The organism is Bacillus sp. AM1(2019), from assembly GCF_009906915.1.
GTDB classification, from domain to species: domain Bacteria; phylum Bacillota; class Bacilli; order Bacillales; family Bacillaceae; genus Bacillus; species Bacillus velezensis.
In genome coordinates, this window is the sequence record NZ_CP047644.1 from 3,514,499 (window position 1) to 3,538,329 (window position 23,831).

22 protein-coding genes are annotated in these 23,831 nt (G+C 51.5%); 4 read left to right on the forward strand and 18 right to left on the reverse strand.

Features of this window, described 5'->3' with window-relative positions:
• The first annotated feature begins 65 nt into the window (after nt 1-65).
• Complete coding sequence (gntK, locus tag GNE05_RS17440) at nt 66-1,610, forward strand: gluconokinase (protein ID WP_007407372.1); 1,545 nt, start codon at nt 66-68, stop codon at nt 1,608-1,610.
• A 26-nt stretch (nt 1,611-1,636) separates the two neighbouring features.
• Nucleotides 1,637-2,965, forward strand: a complete 1,329-nt coding sequence (locus GNE05_RS17445; RefSeq protein WP_160183029.1) for a GntP family permease — start codon at nt 1,637-1,639, stop codon at nt 2,963-2,965.
• A 35-nt stretch (nt 2,966-3,000) separates the two neighbouring features.
• Here the strand turns inward: GNE05_RS17445 and GNE05_RS17450 are convergent, their stop codons facing one another.
• From GNE05_RS17450 to GNE05_RS17470, 5 genes are all read right to left on the reverse strand, one after another.
• On the reverse strand, nt 3,001-3,723 hold the full coding sequence (locus GNE05_RS17450) for a LutC/YkgG family protein (protein ID WP_021495223.1): 723 nt from the start codon (nt 3,721-3,723) through the stop codon (nt 3,001-3,003).
• The gene (locus GNE05_RS17455) at nt 3,723-5,153 is read right to left on the reverse strand and encodes a LutB/LldF family L-lactate oxidation iron-sulfur protein (RefSeq protein ID WP_007407375.1); all 1,431 of its coding nucleotides are present in this window, start codon (nt 5,151-5,153) and stop codon (nt 3,723-3,725) included. The genes GNE05_RS17450 and GNE05_RS17455 overlap by 1 nt, the downstream gene beginning before the upstream one ends.
• Nucleotides 5,154-5,180: 27 nt before the next feature.
• The gene (locus GNE05_RS17460) at nt 5,181-5,897 is read right to left on the reverse strand and encodes a (Fe-S)-binding protein (RefSeq protein WP_014418920.1); all 717 of its coding nucleotides are present in this window, start codon (nt 5,895-5,897) and stop codon (nt 5,181-5,183) included.
• A gap of 181 nt (nt 5,898-6,078) precedes the next feature.
• Nucleotides 6,079-7,269, reverse strand: a complete 1,191-nt coding sequence (locus GNE05_RS17465) for an aminotransferase-like domain-containing protein (protein WP_160183030.1) — start codon at nt 7,267-7,269, stop codon at nt 6,079-6,081.
• Nucleotides 7,270-7,299: 30 nt separating this feature from the next.
• The gene (locus GNE05_RS17470) at nt 7,300-8,019 is read right to left on the reverse strand and encodes an L-lactate utilization/bacilysin biosynthesis transcriptional regulator LutR (protein ID WP_007407377.1); all 720 of its coding nucleotides are present in this window, start codon (nt 8,017-8,019) and stop codon (nt 7,300-7,302) included.
• A 205-nt stretch (nt 8,020-8,224) separates the two neighbouring features.
• On the opposite strand from GNE05_RS17470, the gene lutP reads away from it, so the two are divergent.
• A complete protein-coding gene (lutP, locus tag GNE05_RS17475) occupies nt 8,225-9,901 on the forward strand; it encodes an L-lactate permease LutP (RefSeq protein WP_160183031.1) in 1,677 nt (558 codons plus the stop codon).
• Nucleotides 9,902-9,938: 37 nt separating this feature from the next.
• Here the strand turns inward: lutP and rpoN are convergent, their stop codons facing one another.
• Nucleotides 9,939-11,249: an RNA polymerase factor sigma-54 gene (rpoN, locus tag GNE05_RS17480; RefSeq protein ID WP_236654849.1), complete on the reverse strand. Its 1,311-nt coding sequence runs from the start codon at nt 11,247-11,249 to the stop codon at nt 9,939-9,941.
• A gap of 77 nt (nt 11,250-11,326) precedes the next feature.
• On the opposite strand from rpoN, the gene yvfG reads away from it, so the two are divergent.
• Complete coding sequence (gene yvfG, locus GNE05_RS17485; RefSeq protein ID WP_003151570.1) at nt 11,327-11,545, forward strand: protein YvfG; 219 nt, start codon at nt 11,327-11,329, stop codon at nt 11,543-11,545.
• Between the two features lie 13 nt (nt 11,546-11,558).
• On the opposite strand, the gene GNE05_RS17490 is transcribed toward yvfG, so the two are convergent.
• The 12 genes from GNE05_RS17490 to GNE05_RS17545 are packed head-to-tail and all read right to left on the reverse strand — an operon-like array spanning nt 11,559 to nt 23,825.
• The gene (locus GNE05_RS17490) at nt 11,559-12,524 is read right to left on the reverse strand and encodes a polysaccharide pyruvyl transferase family protein (protein ID WP_160183033.1); all 966 of its coding nucleotides are present in this window, start codon (nt 12,522-12,524) and stop codon (nt 11,559-11,561) included.
• A complete protein-coding gene (locus GNE05_RS17495) occupies nt 12,503-13,675 on the reverse strand; it encodes an aminotransferase class I/II-fold pyridoxal phosphate-dependent enzyme (protein ID WP_014418926.1) in 1,173 nt (390 codons plus the stop codon). The genes GNE05_RS17490 and GNE05_RS17495 overlap by 22 nt, the downstream gene beginning before the upstream one ends.
• A gap of 4 nt (nt 13,676-13,679) precedes the next feature.
• On the reverse strand, nt 13,680-14,327 hold the full coding sequence (locus GNE05_RS17500; RefSeq protein WP_160183034.1) for an acetyltransferase: 648 nt from the start codon (nt 14,325-14,327) through the stop codon (nt 13,680-13,682).
• Nucleotides 14,324-14,932 (reverse strand): sugar transferase, encoded by a 609-nt coding sequence (locus tag GNE05_RS17505; RefSeq protein WP_094296308.1) that lies wholly within the window; start codon nt 14,930-14,932, stop codon nt 14,324-14,326. The genes GNE05_RS17500 and GNE05_RS17505 overlap by 4 nt, the downstream gene beginning before the upstream one ends.
• Nucleotides 14,929-16,446 (reverse strand): MATE family efflux transporter, encoded by a 1,518-nt coding sequence (locus tag GNE05_RS17510; protein ID WP_061862588.1) that lies wholly within the window; start codon nt 16,444-16,446, stop codon nt 14,929-14,931. Before GNE05_RS17510 ends, GNE05_RS17505 begins: the two co-directional genes overlap by 4 nt.
• A complete protein-coding gene (locus GNE05_RS17515) occupies nt 16,443-17,477 on the reverse strand; it encodes a glycosyltransferase (RefSeq protein ID WP_065180498.1) in 1,035 nt (344 codons plus the stop codon). Before GNE05_RS17515 ends, GNE05_RS17510 begins: the two co-directional genes overlap by 4 nt.
• Nucleotides 17,474-18,550: a polysaccharide pyruvyl transferase family protein gene (locus GNE05_RS17520; protein WP_063636468.1), complete on the reverse strand. Its 1,077-nt coding sequence runs from the start codon at nt 18,548-18,550 to the stop codon at nt 17,474-17,476. Before GNE05_RS17520 ends, GNE05_RS17515 begins: the two co-directional genes overlap by 4 nt.
• A 4-nt stretch (nt 18,551-18,554) precedes the next feature.
• Nucleotides 18,555-19,592, reverse strand: coding sequence for a glycosyltransferase family 2 protein (locus GNE05_RS17525; RefSeq protein WP_160183035.1), 1,038 nt, complete (start codon nt 19,590-19,592; stop codon nt 18,555-18,557).
• Nucleotides 19,593-19,610: 18 nt separating this feature from the next.
• Complete coding sequence (locus tag GNE05_RS17530) at nt 19,611-20,714, reverse strand: biofilm exopolysaccharide biosynthesis protein EpsG (protein ID WP_007613926.1); 1,104 nt, start codon at nt 20,712-20,714, stop codon at nt 19,611-19,613.
• 3 nt (nt 20,715-20,717) lie between these two features.
• A complete protein-coding gene (locus GNE05_RS17535; RefSeq protein ID WP_160183036.1) occupies nt 20,718-21,854 on the reverse strand; it encodes a glycosyltransferase family 1 protein in 1,137 nt (378 codons plus the stop codon).
• Nucleotides 21,847-22,689 (reverse strand): glycosyltransferase EpsE, encoded by an 843-nt coding sequence (locus GNE05_RS17540; RefSeq protein WP_012118512.1) that lies wholly within the window; start codon nt 22,687-22,689, stop codon nt 21,847-21,849. The genes GNE05_RS17535 and GNE05_RS17540 overlap by 8 nt, the downstream gene beginning before the upstream one ends.
• Nucleotides 22,686-23,825 carry a glycosyltransferase family 4 protein gene (locus tag GNE05_RS17545; protein ID WP_160183037.1) on the reverse strand — a complete coding sequence of 380 codons (1,140 nt, stop codon included), beginning with the start codon at nt 23,823-23,825 and terminating at the stop codon, nt 22,686-22,688. The genes GNE05_RS17540 and GNE05_RS17545 overlap by 4 nt, the downstream gene beginning before the upstream one ends.
• Nucleotides 23,826-23,831 lie beyond the last annotated feature (6 nt).

Consider the following 23,831-nt stretch of genomic DNA (forward strand, 5'->3'; position numbering starts at 1 on the left):
TGACTTTGTAAGGGCATACATTATCAATCTATCTTATTATTCAATCAGATTAGGCGGGATATATTATGAAGGAAACCCAAGCTGTTATCGGTCTGGATATCGGCACGACCAGTACGAAAGCCGTTCTGTTCGGACCAAGAGGCAAAGTGTTAGCCAAGCATTCGGTTCACTATGATTTAATACAGCCAAAACCGGCATGGGCCGAGCAGGATCCTGAGCACATTTTGGAAGCGGTTATCGGAAGCATCAGGGGCGCCGTCACAAAGGCCGGACTGAGCCCTGACAATCTGCTTGCAATCGGCATCAGCACCGCTATGCACTCATTGATAGCTGTCGATCAAAACGGCGGCCTGCTGACCAAAAGCATCATTTGGGCGGACAACCGCAGCGCCGAGCAATCAAAACGGATTTTAAAAGAGATGAACGGTTTTGATATTTATAAAAGAACGGGTACGCCGATTCACCCGATGTCTCCGCTTTCCAAAATTGTCTGGATGAAAGAACAGGACAAGGAGACATTCGCGAAAACCGCCAAATTCATCAGTATTAAAGAATATATTCTGCACGAGTTTTTCGGAACTTATGTCGTCGATTATTCGATCGCTTCGGCAACGGGGCTGTTCCGTTTAGATACGCTTTCCTGGGATGAAGAAGCGCTCCGGATTGCCGGAATCCGTGAAGATCAGCTGTCAGACATCGTGCCGACCACTCATCAGCTGCGCGGCCTTGCGCCGGAAATCGCTGCACGGATGGGCATTCATGCGGATACACCGTTTATTATCGGCGCAAATGACGGCGTGCTCGCCAACCTTGGAGTCGGCGCGATCGGCAAAGGCGAAGTGGCCGTTACGATCGGAACGAGCGGAGCCGTGCGTTCGGTGACGGATGCGCCGATTACGGATGAAAAAGCGCGGACATTCTGTTACGCGCTGACTGACAAGCATTGGGTCATCGGAGGCCCGACGAATAACGGAGGCATTATGCTGCGCTGGCTTCGAGACGAATTCGCTTCTCCGGAAGTCGAAACGGCGAAGCGGCTCGGCATTGATCCGTACGATTTAATGATTGATATCGCTGATAAAGTGCCCGCAGGCTCTGAGGGATTGCTGTTTCTGCCGTTTTTATCTGGGGAGCGCGCGCCGTTTTGGAATCCGAATGCCCGCGGAACGTTTTTCGGCATCAGCCTCCGCCATAAACGGGAGCATTTTATCAGAGCGGTGCTGGAAGGCGTCATCATGAGCGTCTTTTCAATCGGTGTCGCACTGAGAGATTTGGCAGGCCCCGCAAAAGACGTGCGGGCTTCGGGAGGATTTGCGAGATCGCCGCTTTGGAGGCAGATTTTGTCCGATACGATGGGACGGGAAGTCCTCGTTCCGGAAAGTTACGAAGCCTCGGCGCTCGGAGCGGCCGTTCTCGCTTTGCACAGCCTTGGCGAAATGGAACGGATCGAGGATGTTCAGGACTGGATCAGAATTTCTCACCGCCATGAACCGAACGTCAAAAACAGCGAAACATATATTGAGCTGTTTTACTTATACGAGCGGCTGTATGACAAGCTCAAAGATGAATTTGACGTCATCAGTGAATTTCAGCTCAAACAAAGCCGTTAATTCTTCTTTGAAAGGGTGAAAAGGTCATGTTACTGTTTATTGTCATTGCCGCTATTATCGTTTTACTCTTATTGATTACGGTCGCTAAATTAAATCCGTTTATCAGTCTTTTGATTACATCCATCCTTGTCGGTTTCGCAACGGGCATGAATCTGCCGGACATTATCGCTTCGATGAAAACCGGGCTCGGCAATACGCTGTCGCTGCTTGCGATCGTGCTGGCCCTCGGTACGATGCTCGGAAAAATGATGGCTGAATCAGGCGGTGCGGAGCGTATCGCCCACACCCTGATCAGCCGCTTCGGCAAAAAGAAAGTGCATTGGGCGATGATGGCCGTCGCTTTTATCGTCGGCATCCCGGTCTTTTTCCAGGTCGGCTTCGTCCTGCTCGTGCCGCTTTTGTTTACGATTGCGATTGAAACCGGCGTTTCATTAGTGACGATCGGGATTCCGCTCCTTGCGGGACTTTCCGTCGTGCACGGATTGGTTCCGCCCCACCCGGCGGCGATGGCGGCTGTCGGCATTTATCACGCCAATGTCGGAAAAACGATTTTGTTTTCTTTAATCGTCGGCATTCCGACTGCCATCATCGCGGGGCCGCTTTACGGAAAATGGATTGGTAAGCGCATTCATAAACCCGTTCCCGAACTGTTGAAAAAACAATTTATTGAACGGAATGAAAAACGCAAGCTTCCGGGATTCGCAAATACATTGTTTACGATATTGGTACCGGTGATCCTGATGCTTATGGCAACGCTTGCCGAAATTGCGCTTCCGGAAAAAAGCGCGCTCTATGAAACTTTTAAATTTATCGGCGACCCTGTCACGGCGCTTTTGATCGCCACGGTTTACTCCTTTTTCAGCCTTGGTTTTTATCAGGGCTTTGACAGAGAAAGCATTTTAAAATTCAGCAATGACTGTCTCGGGCCGATCGCTTCCATTCTGCTTGTGATCGGAGCCGGCGGCGCTTTTAACAACGTCCTGATTGATTCAGGCGTCGGCACGTATATCGCTGACATGGCGAAGCATTCAAGCTTCTCTCCCGTTCTTTTAAGCTGGACGATCGCGGCGGTCATCCGCGTCGCCACAGGTTCAGCGACTGTCGCCATGATGACGGCGGCCGGCATTGTTGCACCGATTGCATCTGTCATGCCGGGCGTCAGCAGTGAGCTTCTCGTTTTGGCAACGGGAGCGGGCTCTTTGATTCTGTCACATGTCAATGACTCCGGTTTCTGGCTCATTAAAGAGTATTTCGGAATGACAGTAAAAGAAACGTTCCTGACATGGACGGCGATGGAAACGATTATTTCTGTCAGTGCGATCTGTTTTATCATGATCATTAACGCGTTTATATAAAAACAAACCCCGGCCGAAAACCGGGGTTTGTTTTTTTATCGGTCATTCACAAGGATATAAGCGGCTTTAACGGGTCCGTGGACGCCGACAACCAAATCCATTTCGATATCGGCCGAGTTGCTCGGTCCAGTAATATAGTTGATGCAGGAAGGAACGGTGACGCCGTCTCTGATCTGCTGTTTCAGTATATCGCTGGCCTGTGTCATTCTCGGCACAATGGAAGATTTTGGGATGATTGCGATATAGGTGGTCGGAAGCAGGCTGACGGAACGGCCGGCATGCTCTGACGCATACAAAACGACGGTGGCTGATTCCGCAAGCGTGATCTCGCTGAATGTAATGCCCACATTCGCTTGTTCCGCTTTTTCAATATTTTTCGCTCCTTGTTCCGCGTCCCATTCCCAAACGGGAATCCCTTCATCCGGCCACTCTTCTGTCATAAGGGTCTGCAAGCCGTACGTTTCAAACCGGCTGTCCTTCGGAATGATGACAGGCCCTCCTTCAAAGCGGTTCACCTGCGTGCGCAAAGCGTCGTAAAGCCCGGCTGCATCCGTTTCGATCAGTTCGGTATGAATGTTGACGCAGTGGTCTTTCAGCATCGTGACAAGATCGTCTTCCGTACAGTCCGCATGCGTTTGATATTGAGGCTGATACTTCCATTCAGGCAGGGACACGCCTGATTTTCTGCGCTCTCTGCCCAGATTTTCGGCGATCCGGTTTAAAAAGGATTCCTGATGTGTAACCGTCCCTTTCATCATCATTCTTCCCCCTTTTGTTTTTCCCGGTCTTTAAACCAATCTCTGAATCTCGATTTATGCGGCGCCGGGAAATCCCGTATTGCCGTCCATTCTTTTAACGGCCCCGGCCCTTTTGATATTTTGTCATCTTCCGTAAACGGCGTCATGGCGGCAGGCGCCCATTTCGATCCCATTTTATAAAGGGACGGGGATGACGAGCCGAGCCCGAAGGCTTTCATCGCCAGTTTTTCGCTGATCGGCGCTTTGCCCTCTTTTTCCACGATGTTCTGCCGATGCTTGAGCAGCAGCTCGTGCAGCGGAATTTTAACGGGACATGCTTCCGTACAGGCCGCACATAAGGAAGATGCGTACGGGAGCTCCTTGTATTCGTCATATCCGCCCAGAAGAGGCGATAAGACGGCGCCGATCGGACCCGAATAGATGGACCCGTACGAGTGTCCGCCGACATGCCGGTACACCGGACAGACGTTGATGCAGGCGGCGCAGCGGATACATTGCAGCACCGATTGGAATTCCGTGCCGAGTATGCGGGAACGCCCGTTGTCCACAACCACAAGGTGGAATTCCTCAGGCCCGTCAGCTTCTCCTTGCTGACGAGGTCCCGTCAGCGCCGTAATGTAACTTGTAAGCCGCTGGCCGACCGCGCTTCTCGTCAGCATGCTGACAAGCACTTCAAACTCAGAAAATGACGGAACGATCCGCTCCATTCCCATCACGGTGATCTGCGTCTTCGGCAGCGCGGAAACAAGGCGGCCGTTTCCTTCGTTCGTCACGAGACTGACCGATCCGGTATCCGCGATCGCAAAGTTGCAGCCTGTAATGCCGACATCCGCTTCGAGAAATTTTTTCCGGAGAACGCTGCGCGCGTGCATGACGAGCTCTTCCGGTTTTTCCGTCTGTTTGTATTCGAGTCTCTCTTTAAACACGTCACGGATCTGCTCTTTGTTTTTGTGAAGAGCGGGAGCAACGATATGTGACGGCGGATCGTGATCGTCAATCTGGAGAATGTATTCGCCGAGATCCGTTTCTGTGACTTCACAGCCCTCTTCCTCAAGCACTTCGTTCATATTGATTTCTTCTGTCACCATGGATTTGGATTTTACGATTTTTTTGGCGTTTTTCTGCCGGATGACATCGCGGATATAGGAGGACGCTTCTTCCGCCGTTTCGGCGAAAAAGACGTGTCCGCCTCTGTTGGCGACATTTTCGGCGAGCTGTTCCAAATAGAAATCAAGATTGTCCAGCACATGCTGTCTGATTTCTTCCGCATGGGAACGCCAATCCTCCCAGTTTCCCAATTCTTCGGCCGCCTGAAGCCTTCTTGTCCTGAGCCGTTCCTGCGCTCCGGAGACGGCTCCTCTCATAAACTCATTATCTATTCCTTCTGATACCCGCTCTTTAAAAGCGGCGGTACCGATTTTCATCGCCATGATTTTCCCCCCTTGTTGTTTCCCGTGTTATCTGCTGTTCAGCACTTCGGCGATGTGCATGACTCTGACGTTTTTATCCTTACGGTCAAGACGCCCGCCGATATTCATCAGACAGCCGCAATCCGCCCCGATCAGCACCTCGGCCTCCGTGTCTTCCACGCAGGCGACCTTCTCATCCACCATTTGTTCAGAGATTTGCGCCATTTTCACAGAAAACGTTCCTCCGAATCCGCAGCATTGGTGCTTTCCGGGAAGCGCGGTCAGCTCGAGCCCCTTGACATGGCGCAAAAGCTTCATCGGCTCCTCCGACACGCCGAGCAGCCTCGTCATGTGGCACGATGTATGGACTGTCGCTTTTTTTTGCAGCACCGCCCCGACATCCTCCACCCCGAGAACGTTGACGATAAAATCTGTTAACTCATATGTTTTGTCCGCAAGCTGCTGCGCTTTTGCCGCCCACTTCGGATCGTCCTGAAACAGATGCGGATATTCACGGAACATCGTCGTACAGGAACCTGACGGACTGACAACGTACTCCGCTTCTTCAAACGCGGCAATCATCCGCTTCATCGCTTTTTTCGCATCCGTCACATACCCGCTGTTGTATGCGGGCTGCCCGCAGCAAATCTGCCCCTCGGGAAAATCCACCTCACACCCGAGCCGTTCCAGCACCTCAACCGTCGCCTTTCCGACATTGGTCTGGAACATATCCACAAGGCACGTGACAAATAATGAGACTTTCATGATGAACCCCTCTTTCATCCTCAATATGTGATCCGGTCATCTGATGACCTGTTTTTAGGAAAGCTCTATGAATATCCTACACTATTCTGAATATGGATTGGAAGGTTTTTCTGAAAAATCCTTTCGCCTGATGTGCTGAAGGGGACAAAAAAAGAGAAGCCCGAAAGCTCCTCAAGCTGCTCTACATCCCGTTTTCCAGCAGACGTCCCAGTTTTTGCACACCCTCTTTTATCGCGGCTTTACCGGCATAACTGAACGACAGGCGAAGATATTCCGCACCGTCTTCCTGATGCAGAAAAAAATATTTACCGGGGACATAGGAAACGCCGTGAGAAAGAGCCCTCGCCAGCATTGCGGATGTATCCGCTCCCGGCGCTTTCACCCATACAAAGTAACCGCCTTCAGGCACGTGCCAGGATGCGGATTCCGGAAGATATCGCGCTGATGCGGCGAGCAAAACGTCACGTTTGCTCCGGTATGCTTCCCGCAAGACGGCGAGCCGTTTTTCAACATTCGTTTGTTCCAGATAGACGGCGGTCACCGCTTGGGAAAACGGGTGGCCTAAGTCTTTTTTTAACCATGACAATGCCGTGATGAATGCAGCGTCCCCTGCAATCCAGCCGATCCTCATACCCGGGGCGATGACTTTTGATAATGAACCGGCGTACAGCACCCGGCCGTTTTGATCCATGGCTTTCAAGGGCGGCGGAATATCGGTGAATCCGAGCTCGCCGTATGCATCATCCTCCAAGATGAGAAAATCATACGTTTCGGCAAGCTGAAGCAGGCGGGTTCTCCGCTTCGCTGACATTACGGTTCCCTCAGGATTCTGAAAAGCGGGTATCGTGTAGAGAAGACGGGGAAGCAGAAGCCCTTTTCGTTTTCTTTCCTCAAGCATGAACGCTAATGTTTCTGTTTGCAGGCCCTCTTGATCTGTCGGAATGCTCATGATATGCGGTGTATAATTTTTAAAAATCTCGAGCGCTTCCATGTAGACCGGAGCTTCAACGGCAGCGGCGGTTTGTTCATCGAGGAAAACCCGTGCAGCCAGATCTATCGCCTGACAGGCGCCTGACGTCACGAGCAGCTCATCGTCCAGACAGTGAATGCCGCGGATGGCTAACCGTTCTTGAATCTGCTTTTTTAAAACGGCCGTCCTCGGGCTTCCCATATAATGCAGCGGCAGATCGCGCTCCTCATCCAGAAGGCGGGCGGCGGCTTCTTTCAGCTCCTTATCAGGAACGAGTGCGGGATCGGGATAGCCGGAATGCAGGGGGATGCACGCTTTCGGAACTGCCGGCATCCATTCCCCGGGAGGATCGTTTGTCAGAGCTTTCTTTACATGGTCAGAAAAAAAAGATTCGGCCTGCATGTGATGTTATCCCCTTTCACAAGTCAGCTTCTATACATTTTCTTCAAAATAAGCCCCCAGCACGTCTTCCACATTCGTCAGGTGCGCGGTCATCGCGGCTTCCGCTTCATCCGCGTCTTTGGCGGCGACGGCGCTGTAAATGCGTTCATGCTCTTCATACAATCGCTGCACGCTCGTTCGTTTAGAAAACAGCCAAATTTTTCTCGTTTCTCTCATCGTTTCCAAAAGGAGCGCGGAGACATGATTCATGAGATGCTTGAGCAGCCCGTTTTGTGATGCTTCCGCCAGCGCCATGTGAAAGGAGAAATCCGCTTTTTCGCCTAATTCTTCGTCTCCGTCAATGTCTTTCATCTCCAGGAGAGCTTGGCGGATTTTTTGTAAATCGTCTTCCGTGCGTTTTTCAGCGGCCATGGCGGCGACGCCGAGTTCAAGCAGCTTTCTGACTTCGAGCAGCTGTTTGACGTCCTCTTTTTTCATCAAGAGGGCGGAAGAAAGCGGCTGGGAAACATGAGACGGCTCAAATTCTCTTATGTATGTGCCTTCTCCCTGCTTCATGTCGACGAGCCCCATCGCTTTCAAAGCCGACAGCGCTTCTCTGACCGCCGAGCGGCTGACCTGAAAACTCTCAGAAAGCGCCTGAACGGAATCAAGCTTTTCACCCGGCTTAAGCTCGCCCGCTTTTATCTTCTCCAGCAATGCGTCAGCGACTTCCTCGTAGATTTTTTTCGTTTTAATTTGTTTATATTTCAACGCGATCACCCCGTCACTTGTGAATCTTGATGTTTATCGTCTATTATACTTCTTTTTTCGCACCGCCGACAGGTTCAGACAATTTGTTCAAGAAAAGTATTGTACTTTCAAAACTTTCAAAATATAATGCTAATTAACCCGGTCATCAGATGACCTTATCATAAAAAGTAATCGCTTACATGACATAAGGAGGGGTTTTTTAGGGATGCAATGGACACAGGGGTACGCTCCTTTAGGGGGAAATTTGCTTTTATCGGCAGCTTGCGCGCTCGTGCCGATTATCTTCTTTTTTTGGGCGCTTGCGGTGAAACGGATGAAGGGGTACATCGCGGGGCTTTTCACGTTAGCCGTTTCACTTTTAATCGCTGTATTTGTTTACGGCATGCCGGCGGAAAAAGCGGTGATGTCCGCTTCTCAGGGAGCGGTGTACGGGCTGCTTCCGATCGGCTGGATTATCGTCACATCGGTCTTTCTGTATAAAATCACCGTGAAAACGGGACAGTTTGAGATTATCCGGAGTTCGGTGCTCTCAATTACAGATGATCGGCGTTTGCAGGCGCTGCTCATCGCCTTTTCATTCGGGGCGTTTTTAGAAGGCGCCGCCGGTTTCGGCGCTCCCGTAGCGATCTCGGCCGCTTTGCTCGTCGGACTTGGTTTTCAGCCGCTGTATGCGGCGGGGATTTGCCTGATTGCCAATACGGCGCCCGTTGCCTTCGGTGCGATCGGCATTCCGATTACCGCTGTCGAAGGTCCGACCGGGATACCGGCAATGGAAATTTCTCAAATGGTCGGCCGGCAGCTTCCGTTTTTATCCGTCTTTATTCCGCTGTACTTAATCATTTTGATGAGCGGGTTTAAAAAGGCTTTTGAGGTATGGCCGGCCATTCTTGTTTCCGGCGTCTCCTTTGCGGCCGTGCAGTACGCAAGCTCGAATTTTTTAGGGCCTGAGCTTCCGGATGTGCTGTCGGCGCTTGTTTCCATGGCCGCGCTCGCTCTGTTTTTGAAATTTTGGAAACCGAAAACGGCCTTTCGTTTCGCGGCAGAACGGGAATCAGCAGCGGCCGCTGACCGGGCGCCGATCAAGTACGGGGGCGCCGCGGTGTTTAAAGCGTGGTCTCCTTTCCTTCTTCTGACGGCCATGATATCCGTCTGGGGGATTCCCGGCGTGAAGGCTGCCTTAACCGGTCATTATGAAGGAACGTCAATGTGGCTTTCCTGGCTGAATGCAGCCGGGCGTGCATTGACCTTCACGCCTCCCGTTCCATTTGTAAATCAGCAGATTCTTCAGGCGGACGGCACGCCGATTGAAGCCGTGTACAAACTTGAGCTTTTCGGTTCAGCGGGGACGGCGATTCTGATTGCCGCCGTCATCTCTAAGTTCGCCCTCGGCATGTCGTGGAAGACATGGGGCGAAGCGTTTATAGAAACGGTGAAAGAGTTAACGCTTCCGGTGGTGACCATTGTTTCTGTTGTCGGCTTTGCTTATGTGACGAATGCTTCCGGCATGAGCACGACACTCGGTCTTGCGCTTGCCATGACGGGCGCGATGTTTACCTTTTTTTCGCCGGTGCTCGGCTGGCTCGGCGTGTTTATTACCGGCTCTGATACGTCGGCCAATCTATTGTTCGGCGGATTGCAAAAGGTGACGGCGCTCTCTGTCGGGATGGACCCGGTTCTCTCCGTTGCCGCCAATTCATCAGGCGGTGTCACCGGAAAAATGATTTCTCCGCAATCCATTGCGGTTGCCTGTGCCGCTGTCGGTCTGGCGGGCAAGGAAGCCGACCTTTTCCGTTTTACGATTAAGCACAGTCTGTTTTTGCTTCTGCTCGTCTGTCTCATTACATTTTTACAGCATCATCTGTTTTCATGGATGATCCCGTAACACGGAGAACCTCCCCGGGGTTTGGCTCGGGGAGGTTTCAGCTGTACCGTTTTCTCGCCGATGACGGCGGAATATTTAATTGGTCACGGTATTTGGCGACGGTGCGCCTTGAGATTCGGATGTCATATTGTTCATGCAGCAGATCGGCAAGCTTTTGGTCTGAAAAAGGTTTCTTTTTATCTTCTTTACCGACCAATGCCTCCAGATGCGCTTTTACGGCATAATTGGAGGCGCCGCCGTCCCCTGACGATTCAGCTTTCGCCGAGAAAAATGTTTTCATTTCATACAGTCCGTACGGCGTCTGAACGTACTTCCCTTTGATGGCCCGGCTGATCGTTGATTCGTGGAGCTCCAGCGTTTCCGCCACCTCTCTTAAGGTCAGCGGCTGCATTCCGCTTTTTCCTGTGAGAAAAAAGGATTCCTGCCGTTCAGTCAGGACGCCGATAATTCTCGTGATCGTTTGTTTTCTTTGCGACAAAGCCCGGTTCAGCCAGCGCCATTCCTGATATTTTGCCGACAGATAATTTTTCGTGTCACGGCACCCGGCAGCTGACAGCAGCGGCTGATAATGGGTATGAAGCTGGATGTCAGGAAACGAACGGCTGTTGAGCCGCGCTTGAATGATGCCGTTTTTCACTGTGATGAAAATATCCGGTTCCACGTAAAAACCCGGCTCCTCATGCGCATAACGGAGCCCCGGCCTCGGATCAAGCGCGCTGATCATGTCGGCGATGTCCTGAATGTCTTTAAGCGGAATGCCCGTTTTCAGTGTAAGCGCTTTCCAGTTCTTTCTTGCAAATAGCTCAAAATAGGCGTCGGCAATCCATTCCGCCTGTTCGTTCCGCTCGGGAAGACGGCGGAGCTGAAGAAGGATGCATTCCTGCAAAGACCGGGCGCCGATTCCCGCGGGCTCAAGGGATTGAAGCTTTTTCAGAACCGCTTCCGTCTCCTCTTGTGAAGCGGATACATGGTCGGCGGCAGCTGGTATGTCCTCTTTTAAATATCCGTTTGAGTCCAATGAATGTATCAGATAATTGAAAATCTTTTTCTCATCATCGGACAGCTTCATGTCTAAGGCTTGCTGTTTGAGCGAATCCTGCAGCGTTTTGCGGGTATGTCTGATCTGCTGGCTTCCGTCCCGTTCTTTCATCCTGTTTTTATTTGTTTTATGGTAAGATAGTGGCGGCGTGTCTGTTTCCTTTCGTTCAATCAGAGGGTTTTCCAGTGAGAGCTCATCAATATATCCGGCCAGTTCCGCGGAATTGTATCCGAGTAATGTGATAGCCTGTTTAAGCTCTTGCGTTAATTGAGGCTTTAACATTTGTGTTTGCTGAAGTTTGATATCCATCATGCTCACTCCCCTTTTTTCATTGTACATGATTGGTTTCATACCGTATATACTTATTAAAAGGAGTTGCTTTATAGATGTCAGAACTTTTTTCTGTTCCTTATTTTATTGAAAACTTTACACAGCACATTGAAATGAATCCGAATGAAGACCGAATTCATGCGATGAACAGCTATTACCGCTCCGTCGTCTCAACCCTTGTTCAGGATCAGCTGACGAAAAACTCGGTTGTGCTCAAAAGAATTCAGCATTTGGATGAGGCGTACAACAAAGTAAAACGCGGAGAAACAAAATAAACCTTCCGCTTATTCAAAGCGGAAGGTTTTCCTTCGTGCCGGCGGTTTCCCCGATCAGACGGACGTCCGGCGCTTCGTGCATCCAGGTGCAATAATAGTTGGCGTTTTTCCCGTATGAATTATCAATGACGGTATTCGGTTTCCCGAGAAGCGAGGACAGGATGTGGCCGTGAAGCCTTGACGTTTCCACCGATTCGTACCTGCTGAAAAACAGAACCGCTTTTTTCGTCAAGAAATCGGAATAGCGTTTCCAAAACCGCGCAATCGGCAGCGGGTTTCCCGCTTTTTTATTCAAAACATTCAGTGTTTGGAAAAAAGCGATTCCCCTGCGGTCGCTTGCTGACAGCACATCCTGCCAGTCGCAGCTTTTAACGGAAGGATTGTTTTGCAGCTTCGGATTGATTTCCCCATCCGTGCGGCTAAAATGAAGCCTGCCGCGTGACGGAGCCGCTGACGCCGCGATCGGATACAGCTGATGGGCCATATCAGGCATAAGCCCGATATGATTCGCCGAAAAAAAGCGTTTCGCGGTCTCGTATGACACACGATCTCTCGTAAACAGGTGGAGATCCTTGTGCTCCGCAAAAAGCGCCGCTGTCTTCCCAAGCCGTGTCTCATCCTGATAATAAATGGATTGCGGCAGGATGACGATCCTGTTTTCCGGAAAGGATTGGACGATTTTTTCCCTGAACGTCTGATAGTACGGATAGAGATCCCCGAAATTTCCGCCACCCTGACAGACGATGATCGTCTTTTTGTCCGCTCGGCGCCCGAATGGAAAATTGTCGGGATTCCAGCGCTGTTTCACGCAGATGCCGTGTGCTTTAAAAAACGCCTCCGTCCCTTTCATTATCAATAAATCCCCTACATTTCCGTAGAGGGGATAGTCGGCATATATGATGTCAGATTGCGGCGGTATAACGCTGAGCAGACCCGTCAGCGTTTCTTTTAATCGGCTCATAACATGGCGGCTGTCCATGTTTTCTCCCCTTTCGTTTCAAACAGTTGCGCAAGTGCGTCAATGACACGCTGCTGATCCTCAGAACACAAGTCAGACCCGGACGGCAGACAGATGCCCCGGCTGAAAAGGTTCTCAGAGACACGCTCATGTTCGCTGTGAGGATAAAAGACGGAAGATGAGAAAAGCGGCTGCGTATGCAGCGGTTTCCACAGCGGCCGGGCCTCAATATTCTGTTCCGCAAGACAGGCGACGGCTTCTTCCGGCGTCACGCCGTTATCAAGCGTCAGAGCCGTCAGCCAGCGGTTTGAAACCGTTCCTTCAAGCTCCGGCATCATGCGGATGCCCGGATACGTTTCCAGCGCTTCCCGATACCTGTGAAAAATTTCTCTCCTCGCCCGGACGCGATCTTCAAGCACTTCCAGCTGCGATATCCCCACGCCCGCGAGAATGTTGCTGAGCCTGTAGTTATAACCGAGCTCGCTGTGCTGGTAATGAACGGCGGCATCTCTCGCCTGAGACGCAAGAAACCTCGCTTTTTCAATCGCGGCTTCATCGTCAGACACGAGCATGCCGCCTCCCGATGTTGTAATGATTTTGTTGCCGTTAAAGGAATAAATACCGAAACGGCCGAACGTGCCGCTCTGCCTGCCTTTATATGTTGATCCTAAGGACTCGGCAGCGTCTTCAATCAGACAGACGCCGTATGCGTCACAAAGGCTCATTAATTCATCCATTTTCGCGCTTTGGCCGTAAAGATTGACGGCGATCACCGCTTTCGGGAGTCTGCCGCGCCGCTTTGCATCCCGCAGCGCCCGCTCAAGCGCATCAGGCGACATATTCCACGTCTCCCATTCCGAATCAATAAAAACGGGCTCAGCCTGCTCATACACAATCGGATTCGCCGTGGCGACAAACGTAAAGGAAGGACAAAATACAGCGTCTCCTTTTTTCACACCCGCAAGCCGCAGGGCAAGATGGATGGCCGCCGTTCCCGAGCTTACGGCAGCCGCGCTTTTCACTCCCGCATATTCCGCGAGCCGCGCTTCAAACGAATTGACGAGCGGACCGAGCGGGGCAATCCAATTGGAACGAAAAGCTTCTGCAATGTATTCCTGTTCTTTTCCGCTCATATGAGGCGGAGACAAATAAATCCGTTTGTTTGTTTGCATGAAATCATCCTTTTTCATTATGGATAGGGGAGATGATGCGGGCCGGAACGCCGACCGCCGTCACATGGCCGGGAAGCCGGCTGATGACCGCAGCCCCCGCGCCGATAACGGACCAAGGGCCGATGTCAATCTGCGGTATGACGGACGCGCCGATTCCGATGTGCGTTCCTTCCCCGACTTTCACTCCGCCGGCAAGCGCCGCGCGCGGTGAAAGATGGACGTAATCTCCGATTGCATTGTCATGATCGGCAACCGCGCCCGTATTGATGATGCAATGGGCGCCGATGTCAGCGCCCGCCTGAATGACGGCGCCCGCCATCACAACCGTTCCGTGTCCGACGGAAGCCGTTTCACTGACGATCGCCCCGGGGTGAATGAGTGCGGCATAATCGTCATCTTCAAGCCCAAGCGTTTCAGCGAACTGCTTTCTGACGCCGTTGCGGCCGATGCATATCGTGAATACGGCCTCGGGGACGAGTTTCCGAAGCATGGGCACGTCTTTCGTCCGGCCCGTATATAAACCGTTCCGAACGGCAAAACCGCTGAATCCGTCATCCAATACGCCCGCAAGCTCCATATCGGAACGGGCCTGCACGATTTCCTTCACGACTTTTCCGTGTCCGCCGTTTCCGATCAGCACGATCTTTTTCACGATGACATATCTCCGCTGCCTGTGAAGCGCTTTGCCGTCACATGGCCGGCTTGATGTATGCCTTCTGACACGAGAACTTTTTTCACTGTTAAAAGCAGAATCTTTAAGTCGAGAAGAAATGTGCGGTTGTCGACGTACCACACGTCGAACTTGAATTTTTCCTCCCATGAAATCGCGTTTCTCCCGTTAATCTGCGCCCAGCCCGTAATCCCCGGCTTCACCTCGTGGCGCCGCGCCTGCTCCGCCGTGTAAAGCGGCAGATAATCCATCAGCAAAGGGCGGGGGCCGACCAGACTGATATCTCCTTTGAGCACATTAAAAAGCTGGGGAAGCTCATCGATGCTCAGTTTTCTGATCAGCCTTCCCGTTTTGGTCAGGCGGAGATGATCCGGAAGCAGCACACCGTTTTCATCACGCGCATCCGTCATCGTCCTGAGTTTATACAACGTAAACGGACGCCCGTTATGCCCCGGTCTCGTCTGTTTGAACAATACCGGAGACCCGATGGCGCATCTGACGGCGGCCATGGCGAAGAGAAGGATGACGCTTGCGCCGCACAATAACAACACCGCGGCCGCTATATCAAATACACGTTTCGCCTTCAAATCTGAACAGCTCCTTTCACTTTTCGGCATTTCTGTAAAGCAAGCCGCCTTTCTTCTTTCGTACAAATGAAGAAAAAAGCGAATGCGGCATAGCTTATGCATACGGCAAGCCCCGTAGCGATCAGGCCGGCCCAGCTGTCAAGCGGTGAAAACAGCCGGATACCCCGGCAGACAGCCCAGGCAAATACGGCCGCCGCCAACGGGCCGAACATGCCTTTGTAAAACGCGGTTTTCTGAAAACCGGTAATATGCGAAACATACAGCGGCGTGAAGACGGCATTTTTCAAAATGAGCGAGACTGCACCGGCGATGGTGATGCCGTACAGCCCGAGATGTGCCGGTCCGCTGAGAACCACGGCCAATATGACATTCAGTCCGCCTAAACATAAAGTAACGACGGCGGGCGTTTTTTGTTTATTAAAAGCCGTCCATACGTAAAAAAGCGGCATGACAGAGAGACTGACCGCCAAATACGCGGCGTGAATGTATAAAAGCGGCGCCGTCTGCACAAACGACGGGCCCAGCCAAATCGCCAGAAACGGTTCGGCGAGCCCTCCTAATAATGCGGCGGGAAGCGCGAGCAGAAGCCCGTTCAGCCGCACGGCCTTATTGGCGTAAGACAGGAGGCCTTCCATATCGCCTTTTGAATAGTAGGAAGTCAAAACCGGCGCAAACAGTGAAGCAAGCGTCCCGGCAAGACTTCTGAGCAGGAGCGGGAATTGAATAATCGCCGCATAGACACCCGCTTCAGACGGCCCCAGCACGAGGTTGGCCGTCATGAGGTCAATCTGCAGAAACAGCAGCACGCCGATCTGGTTGACAGAACTCCAGGCACCGGCCGAAAACAGCACTTTGCTCGTCTGTAATGACAAGGTTTTACGGCTGAAAGAAAACCACGGAATCAATTTCTTAAAAAAGAAAAAAGTCAGCACGGCCGCACAGACGGCTCCCGCTAATGCCGAAAGCTGGATCTGCCAGATTTTCGGCGGCAGGCACGTAAACAGAGCGAGCACACACAGCACCCTGACCAGCATTTGCACGGCCTGAATGGAGCTTGTGATATAAAGCTTGTTGGCGAAAAACGGCCCCGTCGCGAACCCCGCCATAAAAAACGTCAGCATAAACAGCACGCTGCCGATCACGATAGAGAGCCTCACATCCGTTAAGAGCCCGGCCGGTACATTCATAATCTTGTCAATAAAAAAAGCCGTCCCGGCGAGCGGCACAGCGAGCAATAGAGATATCACGACAGACGCGGCTAAATAATTGCTTACATACGCATTGGCCTCGTCCCTGTTCCCCCTGTGGGCGGCGACGGAGAAAAACCTCACAACGACAGAGCTCAGCGCAACGGTAATAATAGAGAAATAGTTAATGATATTCTGTGTCAGATGGACAAATCCAAAAGCCTCCACACCTAATGTTTTCACAATAAAGGGCGTCATCCACACTGATAAAAACACCGATAGTAAAAACGCCGTCACATTGGCGCCGAAATTAATGGCAAATTTCATGCTCCTTCCGCACTGCCTTTCTCTTTCGATTTCCGTTCGAAAAACGCATGCAGAAGAAGAGGAAGGCGCATTTTGCACAGGCCGAGCACCACGCGCTCCCCCGCCAGCAGCTGTTTATGGCGGCACGGCGTGCTGCGCACCGCCGTTTTTACCATGTCATACGTTAAGATTCTGCCGATGTGCGCCGTAATCTGATGTGACGGCTGCGGGGCGGCGCATGCGTTGGCGATCAGCATCGGAATCTGATGCTTGCACAAATATGTATCGATATCGCTCCGGCAGGCGTCCGTCAGCCCGTTCGCCTCATAAAAAGCCATTTTCGCTTTATATTGCTTTTGCAGTTCTTGATCTAAGTGGGGCTTAAACGGTGTTTCTGTAAGACTTTGCGGATTTTCCCGGTAGATATACAGCCCTTCGTCTATCACTTTGACACGCGCGGCTTGGCGGAACGCTGCCAAGTTAAACGGAGAGTCCTCGGCAAACCGGATATCTTCATGGAACAACAGTCCTTGCAAAGATTCTCGCCGGTATATATAGCGCCACACATACCAAATAAACCGATGTTCGTGCGCGCGGGTCAGCAATGCAGTCATTTCATCCGCTGTGAAGACGCGGCCCGCCGGAATGGACGGCGGCATATATGTTCTTTTCTTAGACGGCGTTTCCTTATAATAGCCGCATCCGGCGATATCCAGCCGGTTCTTCTCTGCTTCTTCATAAAGCCGCTCGAACATCGTTTCCGTCACATAGTCATCGCCGTCCGCAAAACCGATATAACGGCCGCGGGCGGCTTTTATTCCGGCATTGCGGGCCGAGCTGAGGCCGCCGTTTTCTTTATGAATCACCCGGATTCTCGCATCTTCTGCGGCGAATTGTTCAGCAATCCGGCCTGACTGATCCGGTGAACCGTCATTGACGAAAATGATTTCGATGTCTCTCAGCGTCTGTTTTGTTAAAGAAACCGCGCATTCTTTAATAAAAGGCTCTGTCTTATACATCGGCACGATCACGCTCACAAGCGGCGCGGTCATTGGGCATCACCGCTGATTTTCGAGCGCAGCCCGGCAAAATAAACACTTCGCAATGAACCGCCTTCCTCATGCTTGCCGCTGAGCAGCCGGTTTACGGCGGACGTTACGGCTTCTGGGTCGGGACGCTCAAGCAATGTCATGTTCGGTATGTTTTTCAGCCATTGATAGCCTTCCATCACCTTATGATCAAACGAACGAATGACGACACAAGGCGTTTTCGTCAGCGCACAAAAAATCATCCCGTGAAGCCTGTCAGTGACGACGGCTTCCGCGCCTTTCAGCGTATTCCAAAGCGCTTCCAGCTCCTTTTCACGTGTATGGCGGCTGACCCTCCGGCCGACCGTCGTGGTAAAGGAATACAGCTCGCCGTACTCTTTTGCCAAAGCTTCTTTTACCATCGTTCTGTCCTCAGCCGTCAGCGCACTCTCCTTATCCTCCCGTAAACAGAGGTAGATCCCTTCCCGCGGGGTGCGCCGCTCGCTTTTATCCAAATATAAGACCATGTCAGGCTGTTTGAGCACTGTTTTTCCGGGAAAATGACGCTTCATCCATTGATACGTCGTCTCATCTCTCGCCATTAACAAAAGGTCGGGATGCGCATTGTATACTTTTCGGGCGCGCTTCAGTTCCTTCCGTCCCTTTTTTGATTCAGAAAAGTGAGCCGTCGCCGGAAGCTGAACGATCCGATATTCCCGGAATGTTTTGATGATAAAGCGGCGCGTCCATTCCTCATACCGGTACAAATCCCCCATGTTCCCGCCGCCGATGATGAATACCATATCATCGGGGTGGCGCTTTTTGATCAGCGCCTTTGCCGATCTGTATATATCCTTCATATCCACCTCGACAATGTCAAAATCGGGATATTCCCGTTCAAGAAACGTTTTGCTTGCATAGGCGATGGCGTGATCGCCGAGATTATCGTGGGACGGGAGCAGCGTCAGAATGATCTTTTTTCTTGCCGCTGTAAGCCCCGCCCCATCCGCTGCCGTTCCGAAATGAAATTGGGACGGGTATTTGACCTTTAGCAACAGCCATTCCGCGAGATTGATTTTTAAAGATTGTATCGACATGTCTTCACCCTCTGATTTTCATTTTGTACTCGATTGCCCGCTGATACGCGGCTGATGCCAGCGACACGAACGGAATCAGCTTCAGCTTCGCCAAAAGCAGAAGGCATGAGCGTTTGGCATCAAACGGCGCCGTTCCTGTTTTGGAAAGGCTCAGGCGAAACACGGGATCAGCGCATATCCGGCTGATATTCTTCCATTTCTCAGAAAACCGGCCGCCGTTATTCCGCTTCCATTCATTCAGCAGGCAGACTGTTCCGTGCTGAACGATGAAAAAATCCAGCTCCTGCCGGTATTCCTGTAAGCAGCCGTTTTCACGCAAAAAAGCCTCGTTCAGCCGATAGAGAACGAGACCTGAGTCAAACAGCTTTTTCTGATAGCTTTGCACAATGGAAGTCAAGTGAATCCGATAATGATAGAGCGGCTGATCCACGTACGAGACCGCACCTGCGAAAACATGCGCCCTGAGGCTGAAGTGCTGATCCTCCACATGCTCCAGCTCATCACGAAGCGGAAAGCGCAGCTGATGATGCTCGATCATCGTTCTCTTGTACAGCTTGTTCCATGAAAAACCGCTGACTCTCCCTTCAAATAAATCTTTCAGGTACCGTTGTTTCGGGCGGCCCGCGTACGCTGAAGCGATCGTTGAAACGGCGGTTTTCCCCGTATCCGCAAATTCGGCCGCATATTCGCAAATCACGAGATCAGCCTGATCAGCCTTCGCTTTTTTATACATGCTGAGGCAATAATCAGGTTCAACCCAGTCGTCCGCATCAATAAAAGCGATAAATTCGCCGCGCGCCGCCTCGATTCCCCTGTTGCGGACCGCGCCGAGCCCCCGGTTTTGCTGATGAATGACCCTGATTCTCTCATCCCGCTTCTGATAGGTTTCAAGAATCGCCGGGCTTTGATCCGTTGACCCGTCATTAACGGCCACGATTTCGATATTGGCGAGCGACTGATTGAGCAATGAATCTAAGCATCTTTCTAAATAAGTTTCCGTATTATACACAGCAATTAATAAACTGACCGCGGGTGTTTCCATATAAACCTCCAGTGTCCATTACCGGGAAAAAATCGTTCTGTACGGAAGCACAGACGAATCGACCGGCATAAGCAAGTAACTGTAAAGAAAATAACAGACAATAATGGCGATATAAATCAGCGCATTTGATTTTTCATCAAAAATCCTCACAAAATAAGGGATCAGGATCATTTGGTACAGGCCGAAATATATATTAAACCGGGCAAAAATAACATCCTTTGTCGCCAAAAGACCGAAGAGCAGGCCGAGCAGACAGAAATTCACGATGACATCAATGTCAGGCCAGAGCTTCCGCAGCCGCTCCCGATAGCAGAAAGCCAAAAACAGCGGCAGAAGCAGCACCGCGATTTTTACGACGTTCATCCCGTTCGTATTGGTCATCAGCCATTTCTCATAATGGCCGTACGAGCTGTTTTCCAGCACGACGACAAACAGCGAAATGAACTTCTGATACAGAAACGTCATAAGAAGAAACAATGCCGACAGTCCGAAAATCGCGGGCGACCAGGCTCTTTTTCTGACGAGAAAATAAACCGGAATCATAATCAGCGCTGAGGAATGAAAAAGCGAACACAGCAGCACGATTGACATATAACGCTTCCAGCTTCCGCTGATCACGTAGCGGACGGCCCAAAACAAAACGGCCGCCACCATATACTGCCTGATCCCGTTAAAGGAAGCATAATAGTGATACGTGCCCAAAAACAAAAACACACTCAGCTCAAACGGACGGCCGAACTCAACGAGCCCCTTTAAAATAAAGCTGCACGTCACGACCGCCACGGTGAAATACATGATTTGCGGATCTTTCGTGATAAAATTCATGAGCCAGATGAGAGCCGTAAACCCCGGATCAACGGCTGCTTTTTTCGCTCCGAACCCGAAGATCTCCCAAATGCTGCCGTAATTTCCCGCCAGCTTGTACATCAGCGCGTACGTCTGAAAATCCGTCCCGACTCTGTAGCGCAAACCGGAGACCAATACGAGCGATAGCAGCGGAACGATCATGACGAGCTGATTCGGCCGGTATCCGGTCGAAAGCGATTGATCACGCCCGCCGCACATTTTCGCGAACCATGACCAAATATACACAATTCCCATATTGACTACGTATACAATCATTCGTTACTGTTCCTTTTTCCAATTCATATTGTAAAGCTTCATAACAGCCCCCGCATTCTCTCCCGCGTCATATCCCAGCCGTCCGAGGGTTTCTTTAATGTGCGCCCTGCCAGGCTTTGGCGCCTCAGCTGCCCGTAAAATCGCGGATGCCCATCGTTCAGGCGGTTCTTTGAGGCTGAGCCTTTTGACCAGCCCGAGCCCGGCATCGGCTTCTTCCGTTATGCCGTCTGATATCACGCACGGCACCCCGGAGGCCTGCGCTTCAACGAGCGTGACGGGCAGCCCTTCATAAAGAGACGGCATGACAAATACATCCAGCGTTTTCAGCAGGGCATGAACGCGGTCTTCTATGCCGATAAAACGCACATCATCATCAAGCCCCAGCTTCGCCGCCAGATTTTCCATGTCGGTGCGAAGCGGACCGTCTCCGGCGAGAATCAGCTGTAAACCGATGCCCCGCTCTTTCATATCAGCGGCCAGCCGGAGCAGAAATTCATGGTTTTTTTCTTCTGTAAAGCGGCCGATATGGCCGATCACCAAACGGCCGTCTGCAATGCCCCGCTTCCTTTTTTCAGCTTCTGTGTCCGCGCACCCGCCGGCAAATAAGTCGAGATCAATGCCGTTCGGCAAAAGATGCACGTCTTTTTCTTTCCCGAATAAGAAACGGCCCGCGTCTTCTCCGCAGGCGCACAGTGCCGTGGCGTTTGCCGTGATCAGCCGTCTGAAAACAAACAGCTGCATCCCGGCAAGCCGCGACGCCCGCCCCCGCCACGACGTACTGTGCGAATGGCAGATCCGCACCGGGACGCCGGCTAAACGAGCGGCAAGCGCGATGAATCCAGACTGAAAATCGGTATGGGCGTGCACGGCGGCAAACGGGCCTTTTTCCTTAATCACCCGCTTGACCTGTTTCACAAATGTAATCGGGTTTGTGCTGCCGATGCTCGGCACATAAAAAAGCCGTCCGCCGAGAGCGAGAATTTCCTCATCATAAGCGCACGGATCGTTCCTATGGGTTAAAAAATCAAACTGCACCTTCGTTCTGTCCATCTTCCGGTACAAATTCATCATCATCGTTTCTGCGCCGCCCCTGTTCATACCGCTGAAGATGTGCAGCACCCGCATCGGTTTGTCAGTCATGTTCGGCAAGCCCTTCTTTTTGGCGGATGTCCCTGTTTTTATGATAACGGTTCATGACCGCGGGCGGCGTAATGGCGCGGATGAGCGGTTTTGCGATATACGCATAATGGGAAAGCGGCAGCTTCAGCCGTCTGCATGCCTGAAAAACGAGCACCGCATTATCAATGGAATACGTAAACGATCTCCTCTTAAACGCATCACTGTCCTCTCTGACTTTATACAGCGTTTCTTGGAGATTGTACCCCCGGAAACCCGCTTCAAAAAAGCGCAGCCACAAATCGATATCCTCCATCCGCCGCGTCCGCCTGACTGACCGGTAGCCGCCAAGCGCTTTGTACGCTTCGGCCCGCATCATAATGGTGCCGTGGCAGAACGGTGTGCCTTTCGCCATAATTCCCGGTTTCGGCACGGGCGGCAAAAGCCGGGCGCCCCTTACACCGAATTCGTCAAATACGAGCATCCCCGTGCCTACGACTTGATAGTGGGCGTGCTTATTTAAGAAAGCGGCCTGTTTTTCCAGTCTCCTCGGGTTGGAGATGTCATCACCGTCCTGCCTGGCGATATAATCCCCCGTTGCGTATGTCAGACAGCGGTTAAGCGAAGCGGCAAGCCGTTGATTTGTCTTATTTTGAATCAGCGTGATCCGGTCGCCGTAATGATCCGCGTAACGGCGCGCAATCTGATACGTTCCGTCAGTTGACGCGTCATCACACATAATCAGTTCCCAATTCTTATAAGATTGGCTCAGGATGGATTCAATACTCTCCGCTAAAGTCTCTTCGCAATTATAAATTCCCATGATCACGGAAATTTTCGGTTGTGCTCCTGCATTCATACGCTTTTCTCCTTTTTATCCATATAACCGGCGTAAATGTGCGCCATTTCCTTTACCGTACGTGTTTCTGAAAAACATTCCGCCGTCCTGCGCCCTTCTTGTCCCATTGCTTTTCGCAGACCCGGGGAGCGGTACAGCTTTTCAATTCGATCGGCAAACGCCGCGCTGTCCCCGGCCGGCACGAGAAAACCGTTCACGCCGTCTTCGATGATCTCACGGTGCCCCCTGTTGTCTGCGGCAACGGCGGGCTTTTCGGCAGCCATTCCTTCAAGCAGATTCATGCCGAGTCCTTCACGGATGCTTGAGGCGACAGACAGATCAGCAAGCTGAATCAGTTCATGAATATCGCGGCAAAAACCGTAAAACCGCACCATGTCGGATACACCGAGTGATTCAGCCTTTTTTCTGTACGGCGCTTCCATCGCGCCTTCTCCGGCAAATACGAGTTTCAGCTCCGGAATGCGGTTCTTCAGCAATGCCGCGGCCTCAATGAGAAGTCCCTGGTTTTTATTGCCGTTTAATTCAGCGGGATAAACGAGAATAAATTCCCCGGCGCCGAAGCCGTGTTTTTCTCTCAGACGTTCACTCTCTTCCCGGCTCACAGGGTGAAACCTGTCTGTATTCACCCCGATGCCGTGTATTTTTTTCGCGCCGCAAGCTGTTTTTTTCATTTGCTTGGCCCGTTCGTAATCCTCTTCATTAATCGTAATCAGACAATCCGTATAAGAAGAAAGAAATTTTTCGATCGGGTAATAAAGAAGCCAGTTTTTCAGAGGCGCTCCGTCGCAGAAGTGAAAGCCGTGCGCGGTGTACAGCACCTTTGTCCCTTTTTGGCGCGCTTGTCTCGCAGCAAGGCGTGCGAGCACGCCGCCGACCGGCGTATGGCAGTGAATCATGTCGTAGCCGTTGTCCTGAATGAGCCGTTTCAGCCGCCTGTAAACAGAAAGATTTTCGGGATGAAACGGCGAGCGGCGAATTGGAATGGAAAACTTTTCATCAACGAACGGAAGATTCATATTGCCGCCTGCCGCGACGTGCACTTCCCAGCCCATATCCTGAAACCATTGAAAATACGGAAGATGAAAGGCTTTAAAATGATAATCGACAGTGGCGCAGAATAATACTTTTTTCGTCATCTTTCT